Genomic DNA, 22,834 nt, shown 5'->3' on the forward strand with positions numbered 1-22,834 from the left:
TTTCTGCAAAGGAAAATGCTTCCTGGGCCGCGAAATATTTCTGATACAGTTGCAGCGCGCATTTCTGTTGAGTGGCAACCATTCTTGGCAATTGGGTGGGGCACATGAAGCTGGATTTCGAAGCAATCTTTAGACGCGAACTGGATGTCATCAATTTCCGCCGTCAGTCACTTCAGAATGGCGGTGCGAAAGCTCATCGCACCGAGCGAGCGGCGAGTGAGGATAGCGGACGGTTTCATATCCCTCGTCGTGCGGCAAAACTGTCGCAAGACCACGTCGGCGCGGACAAGCGTGGCACGGTAAGAATGGAGACGGGCAGCAACCTGACGGGGCTTTCGTTTTCCGGCGGCGGTATCCGTTCCGCGGCCTTTTGCCTGGGCGCTTCACAGGCGCTGGACTCGCTCTCGCATGACGGTGAACCGCGCGTTCTCGACGCCTTCGATTATCTCTCCACAGTGTCCGGCGGCGGCTACATCGGCACCTCGATCGTTTCAGGCATGATGCAGGAGCCCTATACGTTTCCCTTCGCCAGCAAACTCGACGCTCAGGAAACGCTGGAAATTCAACATCTGCGAAACTATTCGAACTTCCTCGTCCCGAACGGATTGATCGACTATCTGACCAGCGCCGCGCTTTTGATGCGCGGATTGCTCGTAAACGCGCTGATCGTCCTGCCTGGCCTGCTCTTTCTGGCGGTGTTGACCGTCGCTTGCAACCCGCGGTCAATCGATCTTGGGCAGCCGGATATCTTCGGCTTTCCGCTCGACGGACTTCCGCTCGTCACCGTCAGCGGCATGGAAGCCTTCACCTTGACGGTCAATGTTCTGATCGCCGTCTCGATCCTGATGTTCGCAAGCGCAATCACGACCTCCCTGACCTTTCAGACAAGCCAGTTGGCGGCGCGCGAAAGGCTTGCGCGGATCCTTGGCTGGCTGGTGGCGGCCATCGCCCTTGCGTTTCTCATCGAGCTGCAGCCGCTGATCCTCAGCGGCATGTTCGAAAAGACAGATGCCGGTTCAGCTGCGGTTACCGGCCTGGAGGACGGCAACTTGAAAAGTGTCCTTCTGGCGATCGCGCATGTCGTGCCTGCGTTGACAAGCGCCCTGATCCCAACGGCCATTGTTCTGATCGGCGCGGCGCAGAAGCTGGCAAACATCGCAAAATCGACGCTTGGGGAGGCGACCTGGACGGCGATGCTGCAGAAATATGCGAGCCGCATCGCGCTCTATCTCTCGGCTATCGTCGTGCCGTTGCTGTTGTGGGTTTCCTATCTCTACCTCAGCTTTTGGGCGATAACGCCTGCGATCGGTGCGGCCAGCGCCGATCCGCCTGCGCCAGTCGCTCCCACATGGGTGTCCGACCTGTCTCTCCTTGCCGCACATTGCCTCCCCGTGATCGGCCGCCTGGGAGCAATCGGCTCATTCTACCTCTGGATCGCATTGGGGCTCGCTTTCGCCTGCCTTTTCATCGGCCCTAATTCCAACTCGCTCAACCAGCTCTATCGGGACCGTCTCAGCCGGGCTTTTCTGTTTGAGCGCGCACTCCTTAAGAAGAACAAGCCGTCGGTCGATGTCGACGGTTGGAAGTTTTCATCGCTGAAACCTTTTGATGCCGCAAGCGACGGCTGGTCTGAGGGGGCTGCCTATTCTCCCTATCTTCTCGTCAACACGACGATCAATTTGATCGGATCGAAGAATCTCAACAAGCGCGGCCGCAATGCCGACAGTTTCATCTTCAGTCCACTGCATGTCGGCAGCCAGGCAACGCATTATGTGGCGACCCAGGATATGGAGGATAGCGTGCCGTCGCTCACGCTCGCAACGGCGATGGCCACATCCGGCGCCGCCGCCTCGGCGAATATGGGCAGCCATACCATCCGGATTCTGACCTTCAGCCTTTCCCTGCTCAACGTCCGTCTGGGCTACTGGCTTGCCAATCCGGCAAGACTCGACGCATTCCGTCATTGGTGGAACCGATGGTGGTCGAATTTCGGCACGTGGTACTTTGCCAATGAAACCGCCGGCCGTTTGGACGAGAAGAAGTTGAATGTCTATCTGACCGATGGCGGCCACATCGAAAATCTCGGCATATACGAACTGCTGCGCCGACGCTGCAAGGTCATTGTGGCAGTCGACGCCGACGCCGATCCAAGCATGACCTTCGAATCCTTCGTAAAGCTTCAGATCATGGCGCGTATCGACCTTGGCGTCCGCATCGAGCTTCCGTGGCAGGATATACAGAGGAAAACCCTGGAAGTGGCCGAGGATTTGGCATCGAACGTCGCCGCTTCGGTCGAATCCGCAGGACCCCACATCGCCGTCGGAATCATCGAGTATGGCGAGGACGAAAGAGGCATATTGCTCTACATCAAATCGTCGCTGACCGGCGACGAGAACGACTACATCATGGACTACAAGAGGCGGAACCCGACGTTCCCACACGAGACGACCCTCGACCAGTTTTTTAGCGAGGAGCAGTTCGAGGTTTACAGGGCGCTTGGCTTTCACGCCGTCCAGCATTTCTTCAGTGGCAAGGACAATTTCGCCCGACCTTCGGCTTTCCAGCCCGGCTGGATCGATGAGCTTGTCGCAGCGCTTGCATTGCTCAATATTCCACCGGCGATGCGAGAGGCTTTCACCGCCCGGCTTTAGAAAAGAACAAGGCGCGGCCTTGTCTGCCCGTCGCCATGAGGCCCCGTGGTAATCTGAAGTTGAATTCTGTTACAAAGTGCGCGAATATAACGCGACAAGCCTGGAAAAGGGCGAGATGGGATACATCATCCGCCAGCTGCACTTTTGTTCGATAGCATGTTTCGAATCAGCAGCTTGAACGTCCGCTCGCAGGGCGTTGCAAAGCGACGCAGTGGACCGATTTCAAATCGTAATCTTCTAATATTCATTGGCCTTGAAGCATAGCAATAGCAGTATTCTGCATGCGCAATTCGGTGGGAGACTAAATACGCCCAGTCAATTTGGGTGTCTGTCTGGAGGGCATTCTCGATGAGAGTCTACGAGGCGATCGTGAAGGCGCTGGAGGGAGTGGGGGTCGGCGCCGCCTTTGGTGGAGCGGGCGAAAATGCCGCCGGTCTGATGCTTGCCCTCAAACATTCCTCAATCCGCCCCGTCATTACTCGCCACGAACAAGCGGCCTCATTCATGGCTTGCGGCTATGCCATGCATTCGGACCGGTTGGGCTTCTGCTTCGCGACGGCGGGACCGGGCGCGTTCAATCTGTTTTCCGGATTGGCTGTCGCCATGTCGGATTCTTATCCGGTATTGGCCGTTTCCGGCTATGCTTCCCTCGACTGGAAGGGAAAGGGGGCGTTGAACGAAACCTCCGGCACCAGTCGCACTCCAGATTCCCAGGCGATGTTTGCCGCCACCACGAAGAAGTCATTTCTGCTGACGGATGCGGCCAAGACCTGCGACGTCGTCGAGGAGGCAGTCAACCTGGCCTTCGACGGCCGCCCTGGCCCGGTTCACATCCATGTCCCGGAGAACCTGACGCATCATGGCGTTTCCGTTGACAATTTTCGCGCTATCGATCTCCGGCGACGTCCGGTGACGCCGGAGTCCAAGCGGGTTAGCGAAGTTGCCCAGCTTCTGGCGGACGCCGTTGCCAAAAACAAGAAGATATTGGCGCTGATCGGCTTCGGCGCTGTTCGCAGTGGCGCGGGGCCGGAGCTGAGGGAGCTTCTGGAGCGCTATCAGATTCCGTTCGCGACGACGCTCGATGGAAAAGGCATCATCTCGGAGCGTCATCCTCTCTCGGTTGGCGTGTTCTGCGACAGCGGCCACAGCGCCGCCTGGAAAGCTTTCCTGCAGGCCGATGTCATACTTGCGGTGGGGAACTCCTTCGCGCAGCACGCCACCTTCAATTTTCGCGATGATCTTCTGGCCGGCAAGACGCTCGTCCATATCAACATCGATATCGGCGAGATCGACAAGGTCTACAAGGCCGATGCCGCCATCATCGGCGATGCAAAACTTGCGGTTGCGGCGCTCAACAAGGAGATATGGCCCAAGGCTGCGGCTGTTGCAGCAAGGCCCGCCGAGGGGCGCGATTACGACGCGGAGCGGATCGTCCATCTTCTGGATGAAATCCACCCCGGACAGCTTGCGCAATCCCTGTCCAAGCGTTTGTCAAAGAATGCCATCGTGCTTGCAGATGCCGGCGCGCATCTCGCCTGGCTCGGCTACTATCTGGAGCTGTCACCGGGACAGTTTTTCCGAAAGCCCGGCGGATTCGGACCGATGGCGGGGCATGTCAACGGCGCGCTTGGCGCCAAATGCGCCAATCCCGACCGTCCGGTTATCGTCGGTTGCGGCGATGGATGTTATCTGCTGTCGGGCTTCGAGCTTCTGACCGCCGTTCAGTACGATATTCCTGTCATCTGGATTATTTTCAACGACGGCGAGTTCAAGCTCATCAAGCTTTATCAACTCGAAGCCTATGCGGAATCGGCCCTCGTTGAATTCGGCAATCCCGATTACGTTGCCTATGCCAGGGCTTGCGGCGCGCAGGGATACAGAGTCGAGACAATCGATGAATTCGAAAGCGCCTTCGACGAGGCGCTGGCGCTGGGCAAGCCGGCAATCATCGATGCCCACATCACCAGGCTCGCGCTGCCGCATTACAGCCCTTCGCCGAAAGGGCTTCTTTCCGGCATCGCAGAGATGGTCGAGGATCGGGTCTTGCCGGGTCACAGTGGGCAATAGCCATTTTGGTCGTCGGCGAGACAAGCCGAAATGAGCAGGCGTTTCCTGGTCGCATAGCGGACGGCGACGGGAAACGGGGGAACGTCCGCCTCTTTTGTATCCCATGCAGTCCATCGATGCGATGCGCCGAGGGCCATTGTTCGATGCGTTCACGGAGGGCGAGCGGTAATGGCGTGGAGTGAATCCTATCAAGGAGATGTCGAGGCCGAGCGCCTCCTGTTCGAGCGCCTCGCTCAGGATATGATGCGCGTGCAGTATAAGACGCGCGCCTATGCCAAGGCCGCCGACATTCAGCGTGCCTTTCACAGCAAGGCCGTTTTTGCGGCGATAGATGCTAAACTGACCTTCATAGACGACTTGCCCGATGATCTCAGAGTGGGTTTTGCCGGGCCTGGCAAGAGCTATTCCGCGATACTGCGCCTGTCCAATGCCAGCGGCTACGGTCAACCGGACTATAAGCCCGATCTCCGTGGGCTGGCGGTGCGGATTAATGTCTCGGATCAGGAGCAGCACGATCTGCTGGCGACCAACTTTCCGGTTTCACATGCCCGCGATGCCAAGCAATTTGTTGCGTTCGCCAAGGCGACGGCGGGAGGAGGCTTAAGTCGGCTCCTGGGTGTGATCGGCCTTGCCTTCACCTTCGGACCCTCGGAAACCCTGCGGATGATCCGCAACGTCACGACCGGCCGCAACCGCAAAGTCCGCAGTCTGGCGCTCGAGACCTTCTGGAGCCGCGGCGCGATCTGTTGGGGCGACAAGCTGGCCGTGCGCTATCTATTCCGTCCCGCACCGAATGCGCCACATGCTCCCGATCCGTCCAAGACCGATCCTGGCTATCTCTCCACCGAACTCGCCCGGCGGCTGGAGGTTGGAGACATCCATTACGAACTCTGTCTCCAGCTTTTCGCCGATCCGAAGTCAACGCCAATCGAAGACACGTCCGTCGAATGGACGGAGACCGCCTCGCCTCCGATCAAGGTGGCAGATCTCAAGGTCAGCAAACCGACGACCGGAGACGCCGAAGCCATTGCCAATGCGCGCCTTGTCGACGAACTGGCTTTCAACCCCTGGAACACGACCGGCGCCTTCAGGCCGCTCGGCAATCTCAACCGGGCACGCAAGGTGGTCTACGATGCCAGTGCTGCCTATCGCCACAGTTTCCGCTGGACAAGCCCGGTGCCCTTTCGCAACCGGCTGGCAGGAAGTATAGTGCGCCGTGCTTTTCTGGTCATCAATCGCTACGTCGCCTGGCATCGGCTGTCGCTACGGCTGAGCCTGCTCAATCTCGATGCTTTCCGCTATGTCCTGCGTGAAAAGAACCTGATCGGAACGGATCCCGTCGAAGCGCCGCCCGTCGCGCGCCCGACGCCGCCGCCGGCGATTGCGGAAGGCGAGCGGCAAATGCGGACCTATGACGGCACTTTCAATGATCTGTCGGCGCCGCAGATGGGCGCAGTCGGCTCGACTTTTGGCCGCAACCTAGCACCGGTTTTCGCGCCCGAATTGTTCGACACGCCCAATCCGGTGGTGGTCGCGCAGCAACTGATGCATCGCGATACATTCATTCCGGCGCGTTCGCTCAACATCCTCGCCGCCGCCTGGATCCAGTTTCAGGTCCATGATTGGGTCAACCATGCCCGCCATCCACTCGGGAAAAAAGACGTGGTCGTTGGCCTTCCCGCCGGCATGAAATGGACCAGCCAGGTCGGCGGCCAGCCGGAAGACGTGATGCGAATTGCCGGAAACATGGAGATCGCCGGCTATGCCGGCAAGCCGCCCATCTATTTCGGCAACGCCGCCTCCCATTGGTGGGATGGATCCGAGGTCTACGGCCCTGACAGCGAGAAGGCGAAGCTGTTGCGGGAGGGACCAAAGATCCGTCTCGTCAATGGGCATCTGCCGGTCGACGTTCATGGCTTCGAGGTTACCGGTTTCAACGAGAGCTGGTGGCTCGGCCTAAGTGCGATGCACACCCTGTTTGCGCGCGAACATAATCTGCTGTGTGACGAACTGCGCCGCCAGTATGGCAATTGGGACGATGAGCGCGTTTATCAGACGGCGAGGCTGATCGTCTCGGCACTGATTGCCAAGATCCATACGGTCGAATGGACGCCGGCGATCCTTGCCACCAAGGCGATCGAAGTCGGCCTCTCCAGCAATTGGAACGGTCCGCCCGCCAATGACTGGCTGACAAGGGCAGGCTTGTGGCTGATAGACCAACATGCGTCCACCGGCATTCCGAAGACGATGCCGGATCACCACGGCACGCCCTATTCGCTGACGGAGGATTTTGTCACCGTTTACCGCATGCACCCGCTGCTGCCTGATGATTATTGCTTCTACGACCACAAAACGGGCGGCAAGATCGCTGACAAGAGCTTCATGGATATCCAAGGCCCAGGCGCCGACGAGATCATGCGGCAATACGGCCTTCGCAACACGCTCTATTCCTTTGGCACTGCCCACCCCGGCGCGATCACGCTGCATAACTTCCCTCGTGCATTGCAGGCTTTCACGCGCGACAACGAGATTATCGATCTTTCCGTTGTTGACCTCGTGCGCACACGGCACCGTGGCGTGCCGCGCTACAATGATTTCAGGGCCGGCCTGCACCGGCCACGGATCAAGAACTGGGAGGAATTGTCGACCAATCCGGAAGATGTGCGGCTGATCAAGGAAATCTACGGCGATATCGACCGTGTCGACACGGTGGTCGGCCTATTTGCGGAGCCTCCGCCGACCGGTTTCGGCTTCAGCGACACCGCATTCCGCATCTTCATCCTCATGGCTTCGCGCCGGCTGCAAAGCGACCGTTTCCTGACGGTGGATTTCCGCCCCGAAGTCTATTCGCCCTTCGGGATCGACTGGATCGCGAATAATGGCATGACGAGCCTGATCCTGCGCCACTGTCCTGACCTCGCCTCGATGGTGCCGCGCAATGCCAGTGCCTTTGTGCCCTGGCGGCCGATCCTTCCAGGCGGTGAAAAGCAGGATCTGGAAAGGAAGGCATCATGACCAACATATCCGGAGCAGATGGTTCTTCGCCAGCAAACGCCGCCGCGTCGGAGACTTCGACCGGCAATCGTGGTCTCGACGCGCTTTTCCGCCGGCCGCTCATCGAGGCGATATGGCGCCGTCGCACCCATCGCGTCAGCCAGGGAAGCTCGGTGCTTGCCGGCACCATGAGCTATCAATCGGATCAGCCGCGCGAGCCTCTTTCGGAACTCGAGGAGGCGGTGCTGATCGCCATTACCGGTTCGACCGGGCTTACCATGCCGGACCGGCCCTTCGAGGACCCCGCCACGCATCAGCCGATCATGGCCAAGCCGAACCTCACCATGGAAGGCCGCACCGCCGGCAGCCCCGACAATGCCCAGGGCACGCATTTCTTCATGATCAACGACAGCGGCACCTATTTCATCCGGAAATTGCCGCCACCGCCGGACGGTAAAAAAGCGCTGACGCCGGAGAGATTGATCGCCCGGGCGGCGGAGGCGAAGGTGCGCATTCTCGATCACCGCCTCGATGTGCCGGACGGCAAGCGTGCCTTTCCGGCCTATCTGGATTCCAATCGTTTCCTGTCGAACCAGCCAGGCACGACGATCTTCCTGCCGGTCGTCGACCTTTCCCGGCAATATATCAATGGCATGATGTATCTTCTGACCCAACCGGACGGTGCCCGGCCGGCCATCGTCGACGACCGCAACTTCTATCGGCTCGCGGGTGTGAAGCGCTGGGTGGACAAGGGCTTTCTGAATAAGGATATCAAGATACCGCTCGGCGTCATCGGTTCGTTGCGTACGCAGATCGAAGCTGATCTTCTTCTGCAGAATATATTCCTGACTGCCGACGCCATGGGGCTTGGCGCCTGGATCCATGCTTCCATCAGCCCGCCTGTCCTTGTCGGCGATCCGAAATTCCTGAAAACCTATGGTGCGATGCTGGGCTTCGACGTCGTTACGCCGCGCTGGCGCTTGATGGACATCCTGCGATGGCAGATTCCTTTGCCGCGTTATTCCAATCTGCGTAGCAACCCGATCGGACTGCGCTACAAGGGCGAGCACCTGATCAAGGGCATGTCGCCACCCTATTACGACAGCATGGCCGATGCCGTTGCTTTCGTCATCGAGGAGAAGTTCGGCAAGCGCGGCCTTTTCAACGACCAGGCCTTGTTTGCCGAAATCTACAAGGACGATTATGGCAGGCGTTATCTGGCGGAAGCGGCCGTCTACAACGACGACGTCGTCAACTGCGCACGCGACATCTGCACCTACATTTACGAGACGCATGGGCGGTTTCCGGCGCATTGCGACGCGATCCATGTGCCTGGCGTCTGGCTCCAGGCGCATCATGTCGAACTTGGCTACTACGACCGGTACTTCAAAAACGGGCTGACGGACGCCCATCGCTCTCATCGTCAGGACTGGCACTAGAGAAAGGCGCATTCCTGCGCTTGATTGGAATGTGCTGAATATCCGGCGATGTAAAAAGTGATTCGAAGTACAAGTGATAGTTTTATATAGTGCTGTTTTCACGCAATATGGGGAGGTCGAGATGAACGACTTATGCGTGATATTAACGGGAGCTGCGATGTTAAGCTCCGGTTTCTGTGCAGGCGTCGCCAGCGCTCATGGATTTAGTTCCGAGTATTTTGTTTTCGTTGATCCGATCGTGGAGTCGGGTTCTGGCAGTGACGGTTTAGTCACCCGGCGACTTGCGATTCCCGCGCAGGCGAATGATTGCAAGGTAGAGAACTACGGCGACATTCGTAGCGAATGGTCAACGGGCCGCGCAGTTGCCGATAGTGAATCCGGTCGCAAACCGTTTATGTGGCCCTGGGCATCGTCGCCAGCCCAGGACAGCTCGGCCAAGAAGAAAAAGCCGTGGCACGGAAACCGTAATGACGACACCTATGGTGGGCGATCAGGCAATTCCGGCAGCGGTAGTATGGGTGGTAGCGGCACGAGCAGCGCCGGCAGTATGGGCGGTGGTAGCACCAGTGGAGGCACCAACACAGGCGGTTCCGGTGGCATGGGTGGCAGCGGCACGGGCGGCAGCGGAAATATGAAGTGAGGTAAAGCCGGCGTTTGGCGGAGGCCCGGGTGGCGAAGCGAGAGCGATCGGCAGCCGCACACAGGATGGTTGTCCCGATCGAGAGCACACGGGGAAGCTATCTGCGCTGGTCGACATTGGCCACGGAGCGAGCATTTGGGGCATGAGTGAGAATTGGGCGATCTGCATAGGGATAAATCGCTACGATAATTTGAAACCGCTCGAGTACGCCCAACAGGATGCTCAAGCGATGAGCGATTTTTTTCGCGCTTCAGCCCATTTCAGCCAGGTTTATTATCTGGCTGAGGACGCGCCGCCACTCCCTTCGGATTTCGGAAGCCCGCTGCAATCTCGTCCGACATTCGGCAATCTGATGCGTTTTCTGCGCGTGCGTTTCGAACAGCCATTCCTCCGGCCGAGTGACAATCTCTGGTTTTTCTTTGCAGGCCACGGGCGGCGGGAGCGAGAGCAGGACTATCTGCTGCCGATCGATGCCGATCCCGGCAATGTCGAGGAGACAGGAATCTCGGTGCAACATATAGCCGAGCGATTGAAGCGCTGCGGCGCGGACAATGTCATCCTGCTTCTCGATGCCTGCCGCAATGAGGGCGCACGCGATGGGCAAGGCCTCGGTCTCGACAGGCAGCAGGGCGCCGTTACCGTCTGCTCGTGCAGTCCTTCGGAATTCTCCTACGAGATTGCCGAACTTGGTCACGGTGCCTTCACCTATGGGCTGCTCGAGGGGCTCGGCTTGGAAGGTCCACAAAATTGTGCCACGGTCGAGCGGCTCGACAACTATCTGAAATTCGCTGTCCCCGATTTGTGCCGTAAATACGGCAAGCCTCGCCAGACACCCTCGACCTTTGTCGAGCCGCTTGCCAAGCGTCACTTCATCTTGCTTCCGGCGCGTGCGCTACCCGAAGATCTGGAGCCGCTGAAGCTCGAAGCGCTGGAGGCCGAAGCGAACGGCAATCTCGCCGAGGCTGAACAATTGTGGTGGCGCATCAATGCCGTTGCTCCGGCAGATGCGCAAACCAGAGAGGGGATCAGGCGCATCACTCTGAAGCAGCCCGGTAGACACGTTGGCCCACCCGCATCGATCGTGAACAGATCGACTATGCAGCATTCCGTCACGGTTCCGCGACGGGTACTTCTTTACGGAATTGGTGCGGCCGGTCTTGTTGCCACGATCGGAGCGGGGGCATGGGTTGCCCGGACCCGGGGAAAACTGCGGCCCTCGCCGATCCGCGCCGAAACGGTGCCGGTGACGACCGTCAACGACGAGGGCACGCTGTTTGATACGCGTTGGGAGACGGTCGAAACCTTCAGTCAGCCAGTCGATGCGGAAAACGACATCGAATTCAGCCTGCTGCCGGCCCACAGCTTCAAGATGGGTTCGCCTGATGGCGAGCTGTTGCGCATCGGCCAGTTTGAGCAGCAGGTCGATGTCACCGTCGGCCGCATCGCCGTCAGCCGGACGACGATTACGCAGCGAATATGGCGTGCCGTGATCGCTGCCTATCACGAACAGACCGGCCTTTCGCTACCAATGGCACCATCCTCATTTCCGGGCGACGACCGCCCTGTGGAGACCGTTACCTGGCTGCAGGTGATGGAGTTCTGCGCCAGGCTCTCCAAATTGACCGAGCGCGTCATCCGATTGCCGAGCGAAACCGAGTGGGAGCGCGCCTGCAGGGCAGACACGCTGACGGCCTTCCACTTCGGGTCGACACTGACCCCGGCGCTTGCCAATTACTGCGGTACGGGCGGCGCGGTATGCGGAATGAGTTTCGGCGAGAACGTCTCTCGCGCCAGCTATGCCGACGTTGCCTATCCAGATGGCGCCTATGCCAAAGGCCCTCGAGGCACCTTCTACGGATCAACGAAGCCCGTTCGATCCTACCCACCCAATCGTTATGGGCTCTTCGAGATGCATGGCAATGTCTGGGAGCATTGCCTCGACAATTGGAATCCCGACGTGCGATCGATTCCCCATGACGGTCGGCCGTTCATCGATGCTGATTCCTCTACCCGCGTTCTTCGAGGCGGATCTTTCTCGCATAATCCGGCGATTTGTCGCTCGGCATATCGGGACTGGATGAAGGAGACGACGGCGGGATGGGAGGGGCGTGTCGGTTTCAGGGTGGTTTGCGAGGTCTGAGCCGCGGGGAAATAGGTTTTCTCGAGCGTGTCCGATGACGGATGAACAAGGAGCGCCTGACATGAACAGAGAAATTACTTTTATTACCAACGCAGCTCCAACACCCGGCTTTGCAACCGGACCCATCGTTGGTGACCGGGGTGCGCGGGGTGGCGATGACGTCGGCGGCGGTTTCGGCTCCGTCCTCGGGTCCCCGTTCAAGGCGGTCAGACTTGGCGCCGACGCGCTGAAAGAGCAGATGACCAATCTGCTTGAAGTGGTTCAACATGTCTTCGATCAGTCACCGAGCCGGTTGGGACTGATGCTCGACGAAGTCGAGCTCTCGGTTGAGATCAGCTCGGAGGGCGAGGTTCGTGTGTTTGGCAGCGGCGGAAAGTTGGGTGGCAACGGCGGGATCAAATTAGTCTTCAAGAGAGGAGAGCTCCCCGTCGCTACGCAACATCCGATCGGCGATGCTGGAATTGCGAAGAGCAATCCCCAGTCATAGCGACAATGGGCTTGCCGGGCTTGTCCATCGAAGGGCGCCCGCCTGACAGCCGCGATGTGCAGGCCGCCGGGATCGTCAGCGCGGTCGGTGCCCTCGCACATGCCGATCGAGATCGCATTCGGGATGCCAGGGTTTGAGGCCCAGCGGCCGTTGTCAACAGCGGTCGACCAGATGCCAGTCGCCGGTTCGAATCCTTTCAAAGCCACCATGGACTATCTCGCATGCGAGATAGTCCTCGACGAATGGCTTCGCCAGTCGACCTGCGATAAGATGTGCGGGAGGGGCCATCACGGTCAGCGGGGAGGGGCATGGAGCGCCGTCTTGCAGCAATTCTGATCGCTGACGTCGCAGGTTACAGCCGCCTGAGCCAGATCGACGAGGAAGCGACGCGCCGCAGCTTTAAGACCGACCTGGATGATCTCATCGAGCCCAGAATTGCTGAACATCACGGCCGGCTGGTCAAGACGATGGGCGACGGCCTGCTCGTCGAGTTTCATAGCGTCGTCGACGCCCTGCAATGCGCCATCGCGATCCAGCGGGAGAAGGCGAAGCAGAACCCGGCCTCCGGTGACGCCATACCGCTGCGGTTCCGCATCGGGGTCAATCTCGGCGACATTATCGTCGAGGGCGAGGATATTCACGGCGATGGCGTAAACATCGCCGATCGCATGCAGACGCTAGCCGAACCGGGCGGCATCGCCATCTCCGGTACGACATACGATCAGGTGAAGATGAAGATCGATGCGGGTTTCTTTTCGCTCGGGCGGCAGAAAGTCAGAAGCATTGCCGAGCCAATCCGGGTCTACAGAGTTGTTTTCGATCCGGCTGCGGCCCGCCGGTTTCCGCGATGGTCCCAGCGCGTGCGCCGCGGCGCGATCCTGACCGTCGCACTGTCCCTGATTGCCGGCTGCGGTGCTTACCTGTGGCAGAGACTGGATATAGGTGAGACGCCTGCATTCGTCCGTCGCTTCGCTTATCCTCTGCCAGATAAGCCTTCGGTCGCCGTCCTTCCTTTCATCAACGTCAGCGGCGATTCAGAACAAGATCATCTGGCCGAGGGGCTGACGGACGATCTGATTACCGAACTTTCCAAAGTGTCGGGGCTTTTCGTCATCGCTAGGCATTCGGTCTTTGCGTTGAAGGGCAATGCGGGCAAGACGGAGGACGTGGCAGCGGAGCTCGGCGTGCACTATCTGCTCGAAGGCACGCTGCAGCGAGCGGGGCCACAGTTGCGGATCAACGTCAAACTGATCGACGCGCTGACGGGGCTCTCCATGTGGGGGGAACGTTACGACCGGCAATATGCTGATCTCTTTGCAATTCAAGACGATGTGACCGGCAAGATCATCTCGGCGCTGAAGGTGGAGCTCAGCGAAGGCGAACGCACCCAGATCGAGAAGATCCCAAGCGATAACCTCGAGGCCTACGACTATTACATGCGGGCGGAGCACGAAGGGTTGCTCTACAGCGACGTGGAGACCTATCGCCGGACGCTTTCTTATTACCAGAAGGCGATCGATCTCGATCCGGATTTCGCCGACGCGCATGCCGGGATCGCACGCGTCGCAGTCGATGTCTGGCGCAACGATTACAATTTTCTCTGGTCCGCGGCGGTGGCGCGCAAGATCGCTTATGACGCGGCGGGGCAGGCGCTGAAGCTCGACCCGAACAATGCGCGCGCTCATACCGTGCTCGCCTTGTTGCAACTGGTCGACGGGAGGGAGGCCGAAGCCCGAGAGTCGGCAAACCGGGCTGTGGCGGCCCAGCCGAACAGTGCTGAAGCTGCTGGTAACTTAGCGCTGATCCTATCCCAAACAGGAAACCATGACGAGGCCATTGCCGAAATCGACCGGGCGCTCAGGCTCGATCCGTCGCCATCGCCGAGCTTCCAGCTGTTGGCGGGCATCGTTCTCTACACGGCGCGAGACAATGGCCGTGCCGTCCCTCTGATAGAAGCGGCGCGCGACGCATTGCCGAACGTCGAACCAGCGCGCGAATATCTGACGGCGGCCTATGGCTTTGATGGCGACCGGGTGCGCAGCGCGGCGGAGAAGACCAAGCTTCTGGAACTCTTTCCGGAAAGCAATCTCGCCTATTACGAATATCTCTACGACTACTGGCGTCCCGCCGACCTGGAACACCATCTGACCGGGCTGAAGGCTGCGGGCATTCCGGCATGGCCTTTCGGATTTGTCGGGAACGATGCCGATCAGCTCGGCGAGAAGGCGCTGCGCGATCTCATCGACGGAAAGACCTGGGCCGGAAAACACAAGAACGGAACGGCCTTCGTCCAGTATTTCGACAAGGCAGGCAACACCGCCTACAGGAGCGCCAATACCAATATTACCGGCACGGTTGACGTGAAGGGAAACAGGCTGTGCGAAAGGTTTAGCGGTTACTTCCTGGATCGTATGGTCTGTGGGCAGGTCTACCGGAACAGGGACGCCGGACAGCTCGACGCCCAATATGTCCACGTGACCCCCCAGGCACTGATGTTCTTTTCGCCGGCGCCATGAGGTCAGTCTGCCGGCATGTGCTGCCAGTCCTTTTGCATTTTGTCCGAAATCAGCGTGTTCTGCACTTCCGACCAGTGTTTCTTGGAGTCGACGACCTTTGTCGGCTTTTTCTCGAAGCCGTCGGCGGCGCCCGGATCGTAGCTCAGGTACAGCTTGCCATCGATGATGCGCCAGGCATTCGGGTCGATATTGGTGGTCACCGTGCCGAATGAAACGCCGTCTGCGCAATAACCGCCGTATTGCGGCGCGTATTTGCCGGGATCGGCGATGAACAGGTCACGGTTCTTGGCGCTGGCGAAATGCCACTCTGCACCCAGCCAGCGGTGCGAATAGGCCGCGGATCCCTCCACGGCCTTGTTTTCAACGAAATATGCCACCGGATCGTATCCCTTGATCGCGACGTCACCAAAATAGCCGGTGTTGACCAGCTCCTCGGCGCAGACCGGCGCGGCAAAGGCGATTGCCAGGCCTGCGAGGATCAGCGCGGCGGGTCCTGTCTGTTTGCGAGACATGTTATCAGTCCTCCCTTTTCGGGCAGTGAATATGGCGCTATTGGCGCTTGGTGCATTCGGCAAAAAGCCAGTCGCCGACGAGATCAGCCTTTTGGCAGACCGCTCCGGCTTTCAGCAGAAGTTCGACGGTATCCCAGTGGGACCGCCATCCGGCCTGGGTCAACGGCGTGTAGCCATTACGTTCCTTCGCTTCTAGGTCGGCCTTGTGCGCCACCAGGAAGGCAACCACATCGGCTTGTCCTTCCTCCGCCGCAGCATGCAGCGGCGACATGTGATAGAAGTTCTTATCGTCATTGACTTTAGCACCTTTCGACACGAGCAGCTCGACCACGTCGAGATGTCCGCCGTAGGCCGCGGCGTGCAGAGCGGTAAGGCCGCCTTTGTTGCGGCATTCGATATCGGCGCCGTTTTCCAGCAGAAGTGCGACGATATCCTTCTGCCCGGCGAGCGCAGCAATTAGCAGGGGCGGTTCACCAGACTCGTTCGGTGCGGCGATATCAATGCCGGCCGCGATCAATTGGGCCACGCGTTCCCGGTCGCCGGTCCGGGCCGCGTCATGCAGCGGCCCTGCATAGACGAGCGGCGTCCAGAGTAGAAGGCATGCTATAAATCCGCTGACGACCCTCATCGCGTACCTCGTCCAGCAGGACGGCCTCACCGGCGCGAAAGAACATAACCTATCACAAATACGTCATCATAATCAAGAAATCGCGCAAGCCCGAGCTTAGGCAATCACAGTGTGAGGGCGTTGTGGCCATCACTACTTAACGTGCGGCAAGAAGAGTTGAGATGGAGACATAATCGAGTACGGCTGCATTCCTGAACTACAATAGCGCTACTTTATATTACAATGCTGAAACGGCTGCGCTGAAAAATGTCTGATATTTAGACTGATTCCGAGGGAACCCAGCCACCACCAATCTTTCTTCGGTTCATGGGTTCCATAAATCATTGTTATCCTAGGAATCGAGATGACGGGCAGTCGGTTCGGTCCCCATCAAGGCGAGCGAGGCGCTTGCCTCATAGCCGTGTTTCACGTTCACGAGTCAGCAGGCACGTGGCCTGGCTTCGCAATTACGATCCACAGGCCTCTGATGCAGAGATCGGAGCACGGATTGGGGGCCAAAAGCGACGTCAGCACGCTGGAAATGACTAGGCGTTGAAGTTCGGCCGTTTGCCGGACTCAATATCCTGTGGAGGGCGGCCGGCTCGTGCCGCAATGCGCACACGTTCCTCACTAGGATCTCTATGCTCTCGCGAATCGCTTCAATGTTCCTTCCCGCAAGCGGCAGGCGATTGCGATTGAGAATGCAATTGATCCAATGGAGTCCTTCATGGCCGACATCCGCACACCAGTTTCCGAGGTGATACCGAAGATTTCCGTCGTCGGTGTCGGCGGCGGCGGCGGCAACGCCATCAACAATATGATCGCGGAAGAGCTTCAGGGCGTCGAATTTATCGCGGCAAATACGGATGCGCAGGCGCTCGCGACGTCGAAGGCGAGCAGGCGCATTCAGCTTGGTGCACAGGTGACGGAAGGTCTCGGCGCGGGCTCCTTGCCGGAAATCGGACGCGCCGCCGCTGAGGAATCCATTGATGAGATCATGGATCATCTTCAGGGTACGCACATGTGCTTCATCACGGCGGGAATGGGTGGCGGCACCGGCACGGGCGCTGCCCCGATCATCGCTCAGGTCGCACGGCAGGCGGGGATTCTCACGGTGGGCGTCGTCACCAAGCCCTTTACGTTCGAAGGCAACCGACGCATGCGCACCGCCGACGAGGGTATCGAGCGGCTCCGCGAAAGTGCGGATACCGTCATCGTCATTCCCAATCAGAACCTGTTTCGTATTGCGGATGCCACGACCACCTTCGCCAATGCTTTTGTGACCGCGGACCGGGTCCTGTATGCCGGCGTCAGCTGCATCACGGATCTGATCATCAAGGAAGGTCTCATCAATCTCGACTTCGCCGACGTCAAATCCGTTATGCGTGGAATGGGTCGAGCGATGATGGGAACAGGCGAGGCGACAGGACCAGGCCGTGCACTAAGAGCCGCTGATGCCGCCGTTGCCAACCCGCTTCTGGATGACATGAGCATGAAGGGCGCGCGGGGCGTGCTGATCTCCATTTCCGGCGGGACTGATATGACGTTGTTCGAGGTCGATGAGGCTGCCAGTCGCATACGCGACGAAGTCTTCGATGATGCCGATATCGTTGTTGGAGCGATCTTTGACAGAAACCTCGATGGCGTGTTCAGGGTATCGGTCGTTGCCACCGGGCTGGAAGGTCTCGTGGCGCCCGGTGGTCAGTCCGCAGGGCGTCAGTGAGCCCCTGCTCCACCACCGGGAGAGGGCTTGCGGGCAAAGAGGACGGCGACTGCGGCTGTTGCCAACAGAATGCCGATCACGGCAAACGTATCGCTGAAGCCCATGATCAGTGCCTGCCGTTTGACGATGCTGCCAAGCGCGACCGTCGCCTTCTGTGCGGCAAGGGCATGATCCGAGACGCCATGCGACAGGAAATAATTGGTCACCTGCGTCAGCCGTTCCCGTACCTCGTCGCGTGACAATGTCACCGACTGGCCGATGATGTTGGAGTGGAACTGCTCGCGCTTGGTGAGGACCGTGCCGAGCGTCGCCGTTCCAACGGCGCCGCCGAGATTTCGCAGCATGTTCGTAAGACCCGATGCTGCGGCGGCGTCAGCCGCGGCGATGCCGGCGGTTGTGATCGCGGTGATCGGTGTGATGACCATGGCCTGGCCGATGGCGCGCACGATATTCGGGATCCAGAACTGATCGCCGGCTGTATCGGCCGAAAGCGTCACGTTCATGAAGCAGCTTATCGCGAAGATTGCGATGCCGAGGAAGCCGATATAGCGGACGTCGAAACGCTTCATCATCATCGGCACCAGCGGAATGAGGATGAGCTGCGGCAGACCGGTCCAGGCAAGCACATTACCGATCTGCTCAGCATTGTAACGCTGCACCTGGCCGAGATATTGCGGCAGGATATAGACCGAGCCGAAGAGGGCGAAACCGACCAGGACGTTGACGAGAACGCCGATGCCGAAATTGCGCTGCTTCAAAAGCCGCAGCTTCACCAGCGGGTTCTGGACGGTCAGCTCGATCCAGATGAAGGCGCTGAGCGAGACGACAGCGATGGCGCTGAGCTTCATGATGAAGGGCGAGGAGAACCAGTCGTCCTTGTTGCCTTCCTCAAGCACGGTCTGCAGCGCTGAAAGTCCGATCGCCATCGTCACGATCCCAGCCCAGTCGCCCTGCTTCAGAAGACTGAGCCGCATCGGCCCTTTATCGAGCGTCAGCGCAAGGGCGATCGCCATGATGGCGCTTGGCAGGGCATTGATGAAGAAGATCGTCTGCCAGCCGTAATTTTCCGTCAGATAGCCGCCGATGGTCGGGCCGATGGCCGGGGCGACAGTGACCGAGAGCGCAAAGAGGGCAAGCCCGGTCGGCTGCTGCGCCTTGGGCAGCTTGGTAAGGATCATGGTGAATGCCATCGGGATCAGCACGCCGCCGGCAAAGCCCTGCAAGCCGCGCAGCACGATCATCGTGCCGAGATCATGCGCAAAGGCACAGGCAATCGAGAACAGCGGAAACAGGATCGAGTTCACCAGGATATAGCGGCGAAACGAGAAGACGTTGCTGAAAAAAGCCGTCAATGGAATGACGACGATCTCGCCGATCAGATAGGAGGTCGAAATCCAGGCGCCGTTGTCGACGCCCGTGCCGATGCCGCCTTCAATATCGAGAAGCGAGGCATTGGTGATCTGGATGTTGAGAATGGCCATGAAGGCCCCGATCATGCCGGCGAGTACGGCAATCCATTCTCTGGTGCTGGCCCTCGCACTCGGCTGTGGGACGGCGGTGGCTGCGATGGTGGACATGGTTCAATACTCCTCATCCCTCACCGTTCACGCGCCGTGGCTCTGACCGGCCGTCTTGATGTCGATGCTCGGTTGAACCGACATGCCGGGGCGCAGATCGCCCGATGTGGCGCTGTCGGCATCGAGGACGATCTTGACCGGGATACGCTGCACGACCTTGGTGAAATTGCCCGTGGCGTTGTCTGGCGGCAGCAGCGCGAATTCCTGGCCGCTGGCGGGCGCCAGGCTGTCAACATGGCCGTGATAGGTCCGGCCGGGGAACATATCGACTTCGATGTCGACCGGCTGACCGGCGTGCACGTCAGTCAACTGGGTCTCTTTGTAGTTGGCGATTATATAGGCGGCTGATGTCGGCACCACCGACATCAACTGTGTGCCTGCCTGCACATACTGGCCGACGCGAAGTGTGCGGTTGCCGATTACGCCGTCGAGCGGTGCGGTGATCGCCGTATAGGATAGATTGAGTTCGGCCTGGCTTTGGACGGCCTGGTCATGGGCGAGCGTTGCCTTGGCCTGCGCCAGTTGCGCCTTCAACAGATCGACCTGCTTGGTGGTGGCAGCAAGCGATGCCGTGTCGCGGTCGATCGCAGCGCGGGCGGCGGCGATCTGTGATGCGGCTTGCTGTGCGGTTTGCACCGCAGCGTACCCGCTGACCGAGAGGCTCGCATAACGCTTGTCGTTCTGTTCGGCAAAGGTCTCGTTGGCCTTGTCGACATCGACGGTCGCCTGGGCGGCGGCGATCAACGACTGCTGCATCTCGAGGGACGCCTGCTTGGCCTCGACATCCGCTTGAGCGGCTGAGACGTCGGCCCTGGCCTGATCCAGCGCCGTCTTGAAGTCGCGGTCGTCAATGCGGGCAAGCACCTGCCCTGTCTTGACCGTCTGATTGTCGTTGACGACGACATCGGTGATGTAGCCGGAAATCTTCGGCGCAATCGCGCTGTTGTCGGCCTGCACGTAAGCATCGTCGGTCGATACCTGGAAGCGGCCGACCGTCCAGTAGTTATGACCGTAATAGGCGGCGGCAGCGATGACAGCGAGCGCAGTGGCTCCGAGCAGGAATGACTTGCCACGCTTCGGCGCCGGCTTTTCCTCAGCGGCGATACGCGCCAGTTCGGCCGACACATCCGGCTTGCCGGCGTCCATGGTCGGGGCCTCGGCGACGGGTGCCTGCTTGCTTGCACTCAATACGTGAACCTTGTTTTCCACTGCTGTTTCTCCGGATAGGCCGATCGTCTTGGGAGGGCGGATAGCCCCGCGAAAATTCTCGGACGGATATTTAGGAAACTTGATAATTTCCAAAATATGCGCTATAAAATGGAAGTCAATAGGAATTTGGAAAATCAACATGGTCGAAATTCAATTAATTGAGAAGCGGTCGAGAGGTCGCCCCCAAATCCGCTGCGACGACGATACGAAAAGCGTGATCATCGAGGCCGCTGACGCTCAATTCCGGGAAAACGGCTATGCGGCCGCAAGCATCAGTGCGATCGCGCAAACGGCCGGCGTCTCGACGAAGACGCTCTACAGGCTCTTCCCGACCAAGGCGGATTTGTTTTCCAGCATCATTTCCGATCGCATCAATCGGTTTTTCCTGGCACTCGACCAGTCGACGCTCGCGACGATGGATCTGCGGCAGGGGCTGGAGCGGCTGCTGACGACCTACGGCATGTTGACGATGTCGGACGATACAGTCGACATGACGCGTCTCGTTATCGCGGAATCCGACCGCTTCCCCGAGATCGCCACAAGCTTCTATGAGACCGCTATCGTCGGTTCCAATGCCGTCATGGAGAAATGGCTGACAAGGCAGGCCGAGCGCGGGTTGATCAAGCTCGAGGATCCGCACATGGCCTCGGGCATGCTGCGCGGAATGATGATCATGGAGCCGCAGCGCGCCGCCATCCTGCGTCAACGGAAGCCGGCTGGTATCGAGGAGATCGCCCAGCGCGCGCGAATTTGCGCCGACATCTTCCTGAAAGGATGCGAGGTCTGACCTGTTGGGCTTCGTCTGATCCCGGAAACCGCTTCTCGCTTGTTCGAAGCGATGCGTTGTCGCTGCAAGAAGTTGCCTCAAACATCAAAAGAGCGCGCCAAATAGCAAGAATACACCGCCACGTTTGATATAATCTGCAGCGCAAAGCTTGTGAAACCGATGGAGGAGACGTCTCATGACTGCGCCGCACCCGCCGAGAACCCATATCGGCAATCATGCCCTGCATCCCGAAACACAGATGCTGAACTACGGTTATGATCCCGAGCTCTCCGAAGGTGCCGTCAAGCCGCCGGTCTTTCTGACTTCGACCTTCGTCTTCAAGTCCGCGGAAGACGGCCGCGATTTCTTCGACTACGTCTCAGGCCGTAAGGAGCCGCCAGCGGGAAGGGGGGCCGGACTCGTCTATTCGCGCTTCAACCATCCGAACAGCGAGATCGTCGAAGACCGTCTGGCAGTCTACGAGCGGACGGAAAGCTGTGTGCTGTTCTCGTCGGGCATGTCGGCTATCGCCACCACGCTTCTTGCATTCGCTCGACCGGGTGATGCGGTGCTGCATTCGCAGCCGCTTTACGGCGGCACGGAGACGCTGCTTGCCAAGACGTTCGCCAATCTCGGCGTTTCCGCGGTTGGCTTCGCGGATGGTGTCAACGAAGCATCGGTGCAGGCTGCGGCAGAGGAGGCCATGGCCAAGGGCCGCGTCTCTGTCATCCTGATAGAAACGCCGGCCAATCCGACCAACAGCCTCGTGAATGTCGCGATGATCCGCAGGGTTGCCGACGCAATCGGCGAGAAGCAAGGCCATACGCCGATCATCGCCTGTGACAACACGCTGCTCGGGCCGGTGTTCCAGCGGCCGATCGAGCACGGCGCAGACATCTCGCTCTACTCACTGACGAAATATGTCGGTGGGCACTCGGACCTTATCGCCGGTGCCGCGCTCGGCCGCAAGGCGGTCATGAAGCAGGTGAAGGCGCTGAGAGGCGCGATCGGCACACAGCTCGATCCGCATTCCTGTTGGATGCTCGGGCGCTCGCTCGAAACGCTGCAGATCCGCATGGAGCGCGCGAACAGCAATGCAAAGGCAGTGGCCGATTTCCTGCGGGAGCATCCTAAGGTCGAGAGTATTCACTACCTGTCTTACAGCGACCCGAAATCGCCTGTCGGCCAGACATTCGCTGCCCAGTGCACCGGCGCAGGCTCCACCTTCTCCTTCGACATCAAGGGTGGCCAGCCGGCCTCGTTCAAGTTCCTGAACGCCTTGACGATCTTCAAACTCGCCGTCAGCCTGGGCGGAACGGAGTCCCTGGCCTCCCACCCGGCGACGACGACGCATTCGGGCGTGCCGGTGGACGTGCGCCAACGCATCGGCGTGCTTGAATCGACGATCCGGCTTTCGATCGGCATCGAACATCCCGACGACCTGATTGCCGATTTGGCGCTGGCGCTTGACGAAGCTTGAAGGACAAGGCGGCCAAAGGCGCCGCC

At 59.3% G+C, this 22,834-nt stretch carries 15 protein-coding genes; 11 read left to right on the forward strand and 4 right to left on the reverse strand.

Annotated elements, in window-relative coordinates:
• The first annotated feature begins 104 nt into the window (after positions 1 to 104).
• The 8 genes from FHT28_RS11705 to FHT28_RS11740 all read left to right on the forward strand — a co-directional run bounded on the left by FHT28_RS11705 (position 105) and on the right by FHT28_RS11740 (position 14,934).
• On the forward strand, positions 105 to 2,651 hold the full coding sequence (locus tag FHT28_RS11705) for a patatin-like phospholipase family protein (RefSeq protein WP_168596328.1): 2,547 nt from the start codon (positions 105 to 107) through the stop codon (positions 2,649 to 2,651).
• Positions 2,652 to 2,999: 348 nt separating this feature from the next.
• Positions 3,000 to 4,718 carry a thiamine pyrophosphate-binding protein gene (locus FHT28_RS11710; RefSeq protein ID WP_168596329.1) on the forward strand — a complete coding sequence of 573 codons (1,719 nt, stop codon included), beginning with the start codon at positions 3,000 to 3,002 and terminating at the stop codon, positions 4,716 to 4,718.
• Positions 4,719 to 4,886: 168 nt separating this feature from the next.
• Positions 4,887 to 7,733, forward strand: coding sequence for a peroxidase family protein (locus FHT28_RS11715; RefSeq protein ID WP_168596330.1), 2,847 nt, complete (start codon positions 4,887 to 4,889; stop codon positions 7,731 to 7,733).
• On the forward strand, positions 7,730 to 9,151 hold the full coding sequence (locus FHT28_RS11720) for a hypothetical protein (protein WP_168596331.1): 1,422 nt from the start codon (positions 7,730 to 7,732) through the stop codon (positions 9,149 to 9,151). The genes FHT28_RS11715 and FHT28_RS11720 overlap by 4 nt, the downstream gene beginning before the upstream one ends.
• A gap of 121 nt (positions 9,152 to 9,272) precedes the next feature.
• Positions 9,273 to 9,791, forward strand: coding sequence for a hypothetical protein (locus tag FHT28_RS11725; RefSeq protein ID WP_168596332.1), 519 nt, complete (start codon positions 9,273 to 9,275; stop codon positions 9,789 to 9,791).
• A gap of 142 nt (positions 9,792 to 9,933) precedes the next feature.
• The gene (locus FHT28_RS11730; RefSeq protein WP_168596333.1) at positions 9,934 to 11,931 is read left to right on the forward strand and encodes an SUMF1/EgtB/PvdO family nonheme iron enzyme; all 1,998 of its coding nucleotides are present in this window, start codon (positions 9,934 to 9,936) and stop codon (positions 11,929 to 11,931) included.
• 61 nt (positions 11,932 to 11,992) lie between these two features.
• Positions 11,993 to 12,418, forward strand: coding sequence for a hypothetical protein (locus FHT28_RS11735; RefSeq protein ID WP_210255728.1), 426 nt, complete (start codon positions 11,993 to 11,995; stop codon positions 12,416 to 12,418).
• A gap of 308 nt (positions 12,419 to 12,726) precedes the next feature.
• Complete coding sequence (locus FHT28_RS11740; RefSeq protein WP_168596334.1) at positions 12,727 to 14,934, forward strand: adenylate/guanylate cyclase domain-containing protein; 2,208 nt, start codon at positions 12,727 to 12,729, stop codon at positions 14,932 to 14,934.
• Between the two features lie 2 nt (positions 14,935 to 14,936).
• On the opposite strand, the gene FHT28_RS11745 is transcribed toward FHT28_RS11740, so the two are convergent.
• Both FHT28_RS11745 and FHT28_RS11750 read right to left on the reverse strand, forming a co-directional pair.
• Positions 14,937 to 15,446 carry a YHS domain-containing (seleno)protein gene (locus FHT28_RS11745; RefSeq protein ID WP_047552670.1) on the reverse strand — a complete coding sequence of 170 codons (510 nt, stop codon included), beginning with the start codon at positions 15,444 to 15,446 and terminating at the stop codon, positions 14,937 to 14,939.
• A 37-nt stretch (positions 15,447 to 15,483) separates the two neighbouring features.
• Positions 15,484 to 16,074, reverse strand: a complete 591-nt coding sequence (locus tag FHT28_RS11750) for an ankyrin repeat domain-containing protein (RefSeq protein WP_037197052.1) — start codon at positions 16,072 to 16,074, stop codon at positions 15,484 to 15,486.
• A gap of 706 nt (positions 16,075 to 16,780) precedes the next feature.
• Between FHT28_RS11750 and ftsZ the strand changes: the two genes are divergently transcribed.
• Positions 16,781 to 17,776, forward strand: a complete 996-nt coding sequence (gene ftsZ / locus FHT28_RS11755) for a cell division protein FtsZ (RefSeq protein WP_037197124.1) — start codon at positions 16,781 to 16,783, stop codon at positions 17,774 to 17,776.
• Here ftsZ and FHT28_RS11760 read toward each other — a convergent pair.
• Positions 17,770 to 19,353 carry a DHA2 family efflux MFS transporter permease subunit gene (locus tag FHT28_RS11760; RefSeq protein ID WP_168596335.1) on the reverse strand — a complete coding sequence of 528 codons (1,584 nt, stop codon included), beginning with the start codon at positions 19,351 to 19,353 and terminating at the stop codon, positions 17,770 to 17,772. The genes ftsZ and FHT28_RS11760 overlap by 7 nt on opposite strands.
• Before the next feature lie 27 nt (positions 19,354 to 19,380).
• Positions 19,381 to 20,541 carry an HlyD family secretion protein gene (locus tag FHT28_RS11765; RefSeq protein ID WP_210255737.1) on the reverse strand — a complete coding sequence of 387 codons (1,161 nt, stop codon included), beginning with the start codon at positions 20,539 to 20,541 and terminating at the stop codon, positions 19,381 to 19,383.
• Between the two features lie 160 nt (positions 20,542 to 20,701).
• On the opposite strand from FHT28_RS11765, the gene FHT28_RS11770 reads away from it, so the two are divergent.
• Both FHT28_RS11770 and FHT28_RS11775 read left to right on the forward strand, forming a co-directional pair.
• A complete protein-coding gene (locus tag FHT28_RS11770; RefSeq protein WP_047552662.1) occupies positions 20,702 to 21,349 on the forward strand; it encodes a TetR/AcrR family transcriptional regulator in 648 nt (215 codons plus the stop codon).
• A gap of 175 nt (positions 21,350 to 21,524) precedes the next feature.
• Positions 21,525 to 22,808, forward strand: a complete 1,284-nt coding sequence (locus FHT28_RS11775) for a cystathionine gamma-synthase family protein (RefSeq protein ID WP_047639109.1) — start codon at positions 21,525 to 21,527, stop codon at positions 22,806 to 22,808.
• Positions 22,809 to 22,834: the final 26 nt, after the last annotated feature.

The organism is Rhizobium sp. SG570 (assembly GCF_012275345.1).
Classification (GTDB): domain Bacteria; phylum Pseudomonadota; class Alphaproteobacteria; order Rhizobiales; family Rhizobiaceae; genus Rhizobium; species Rhizobium lusitanum.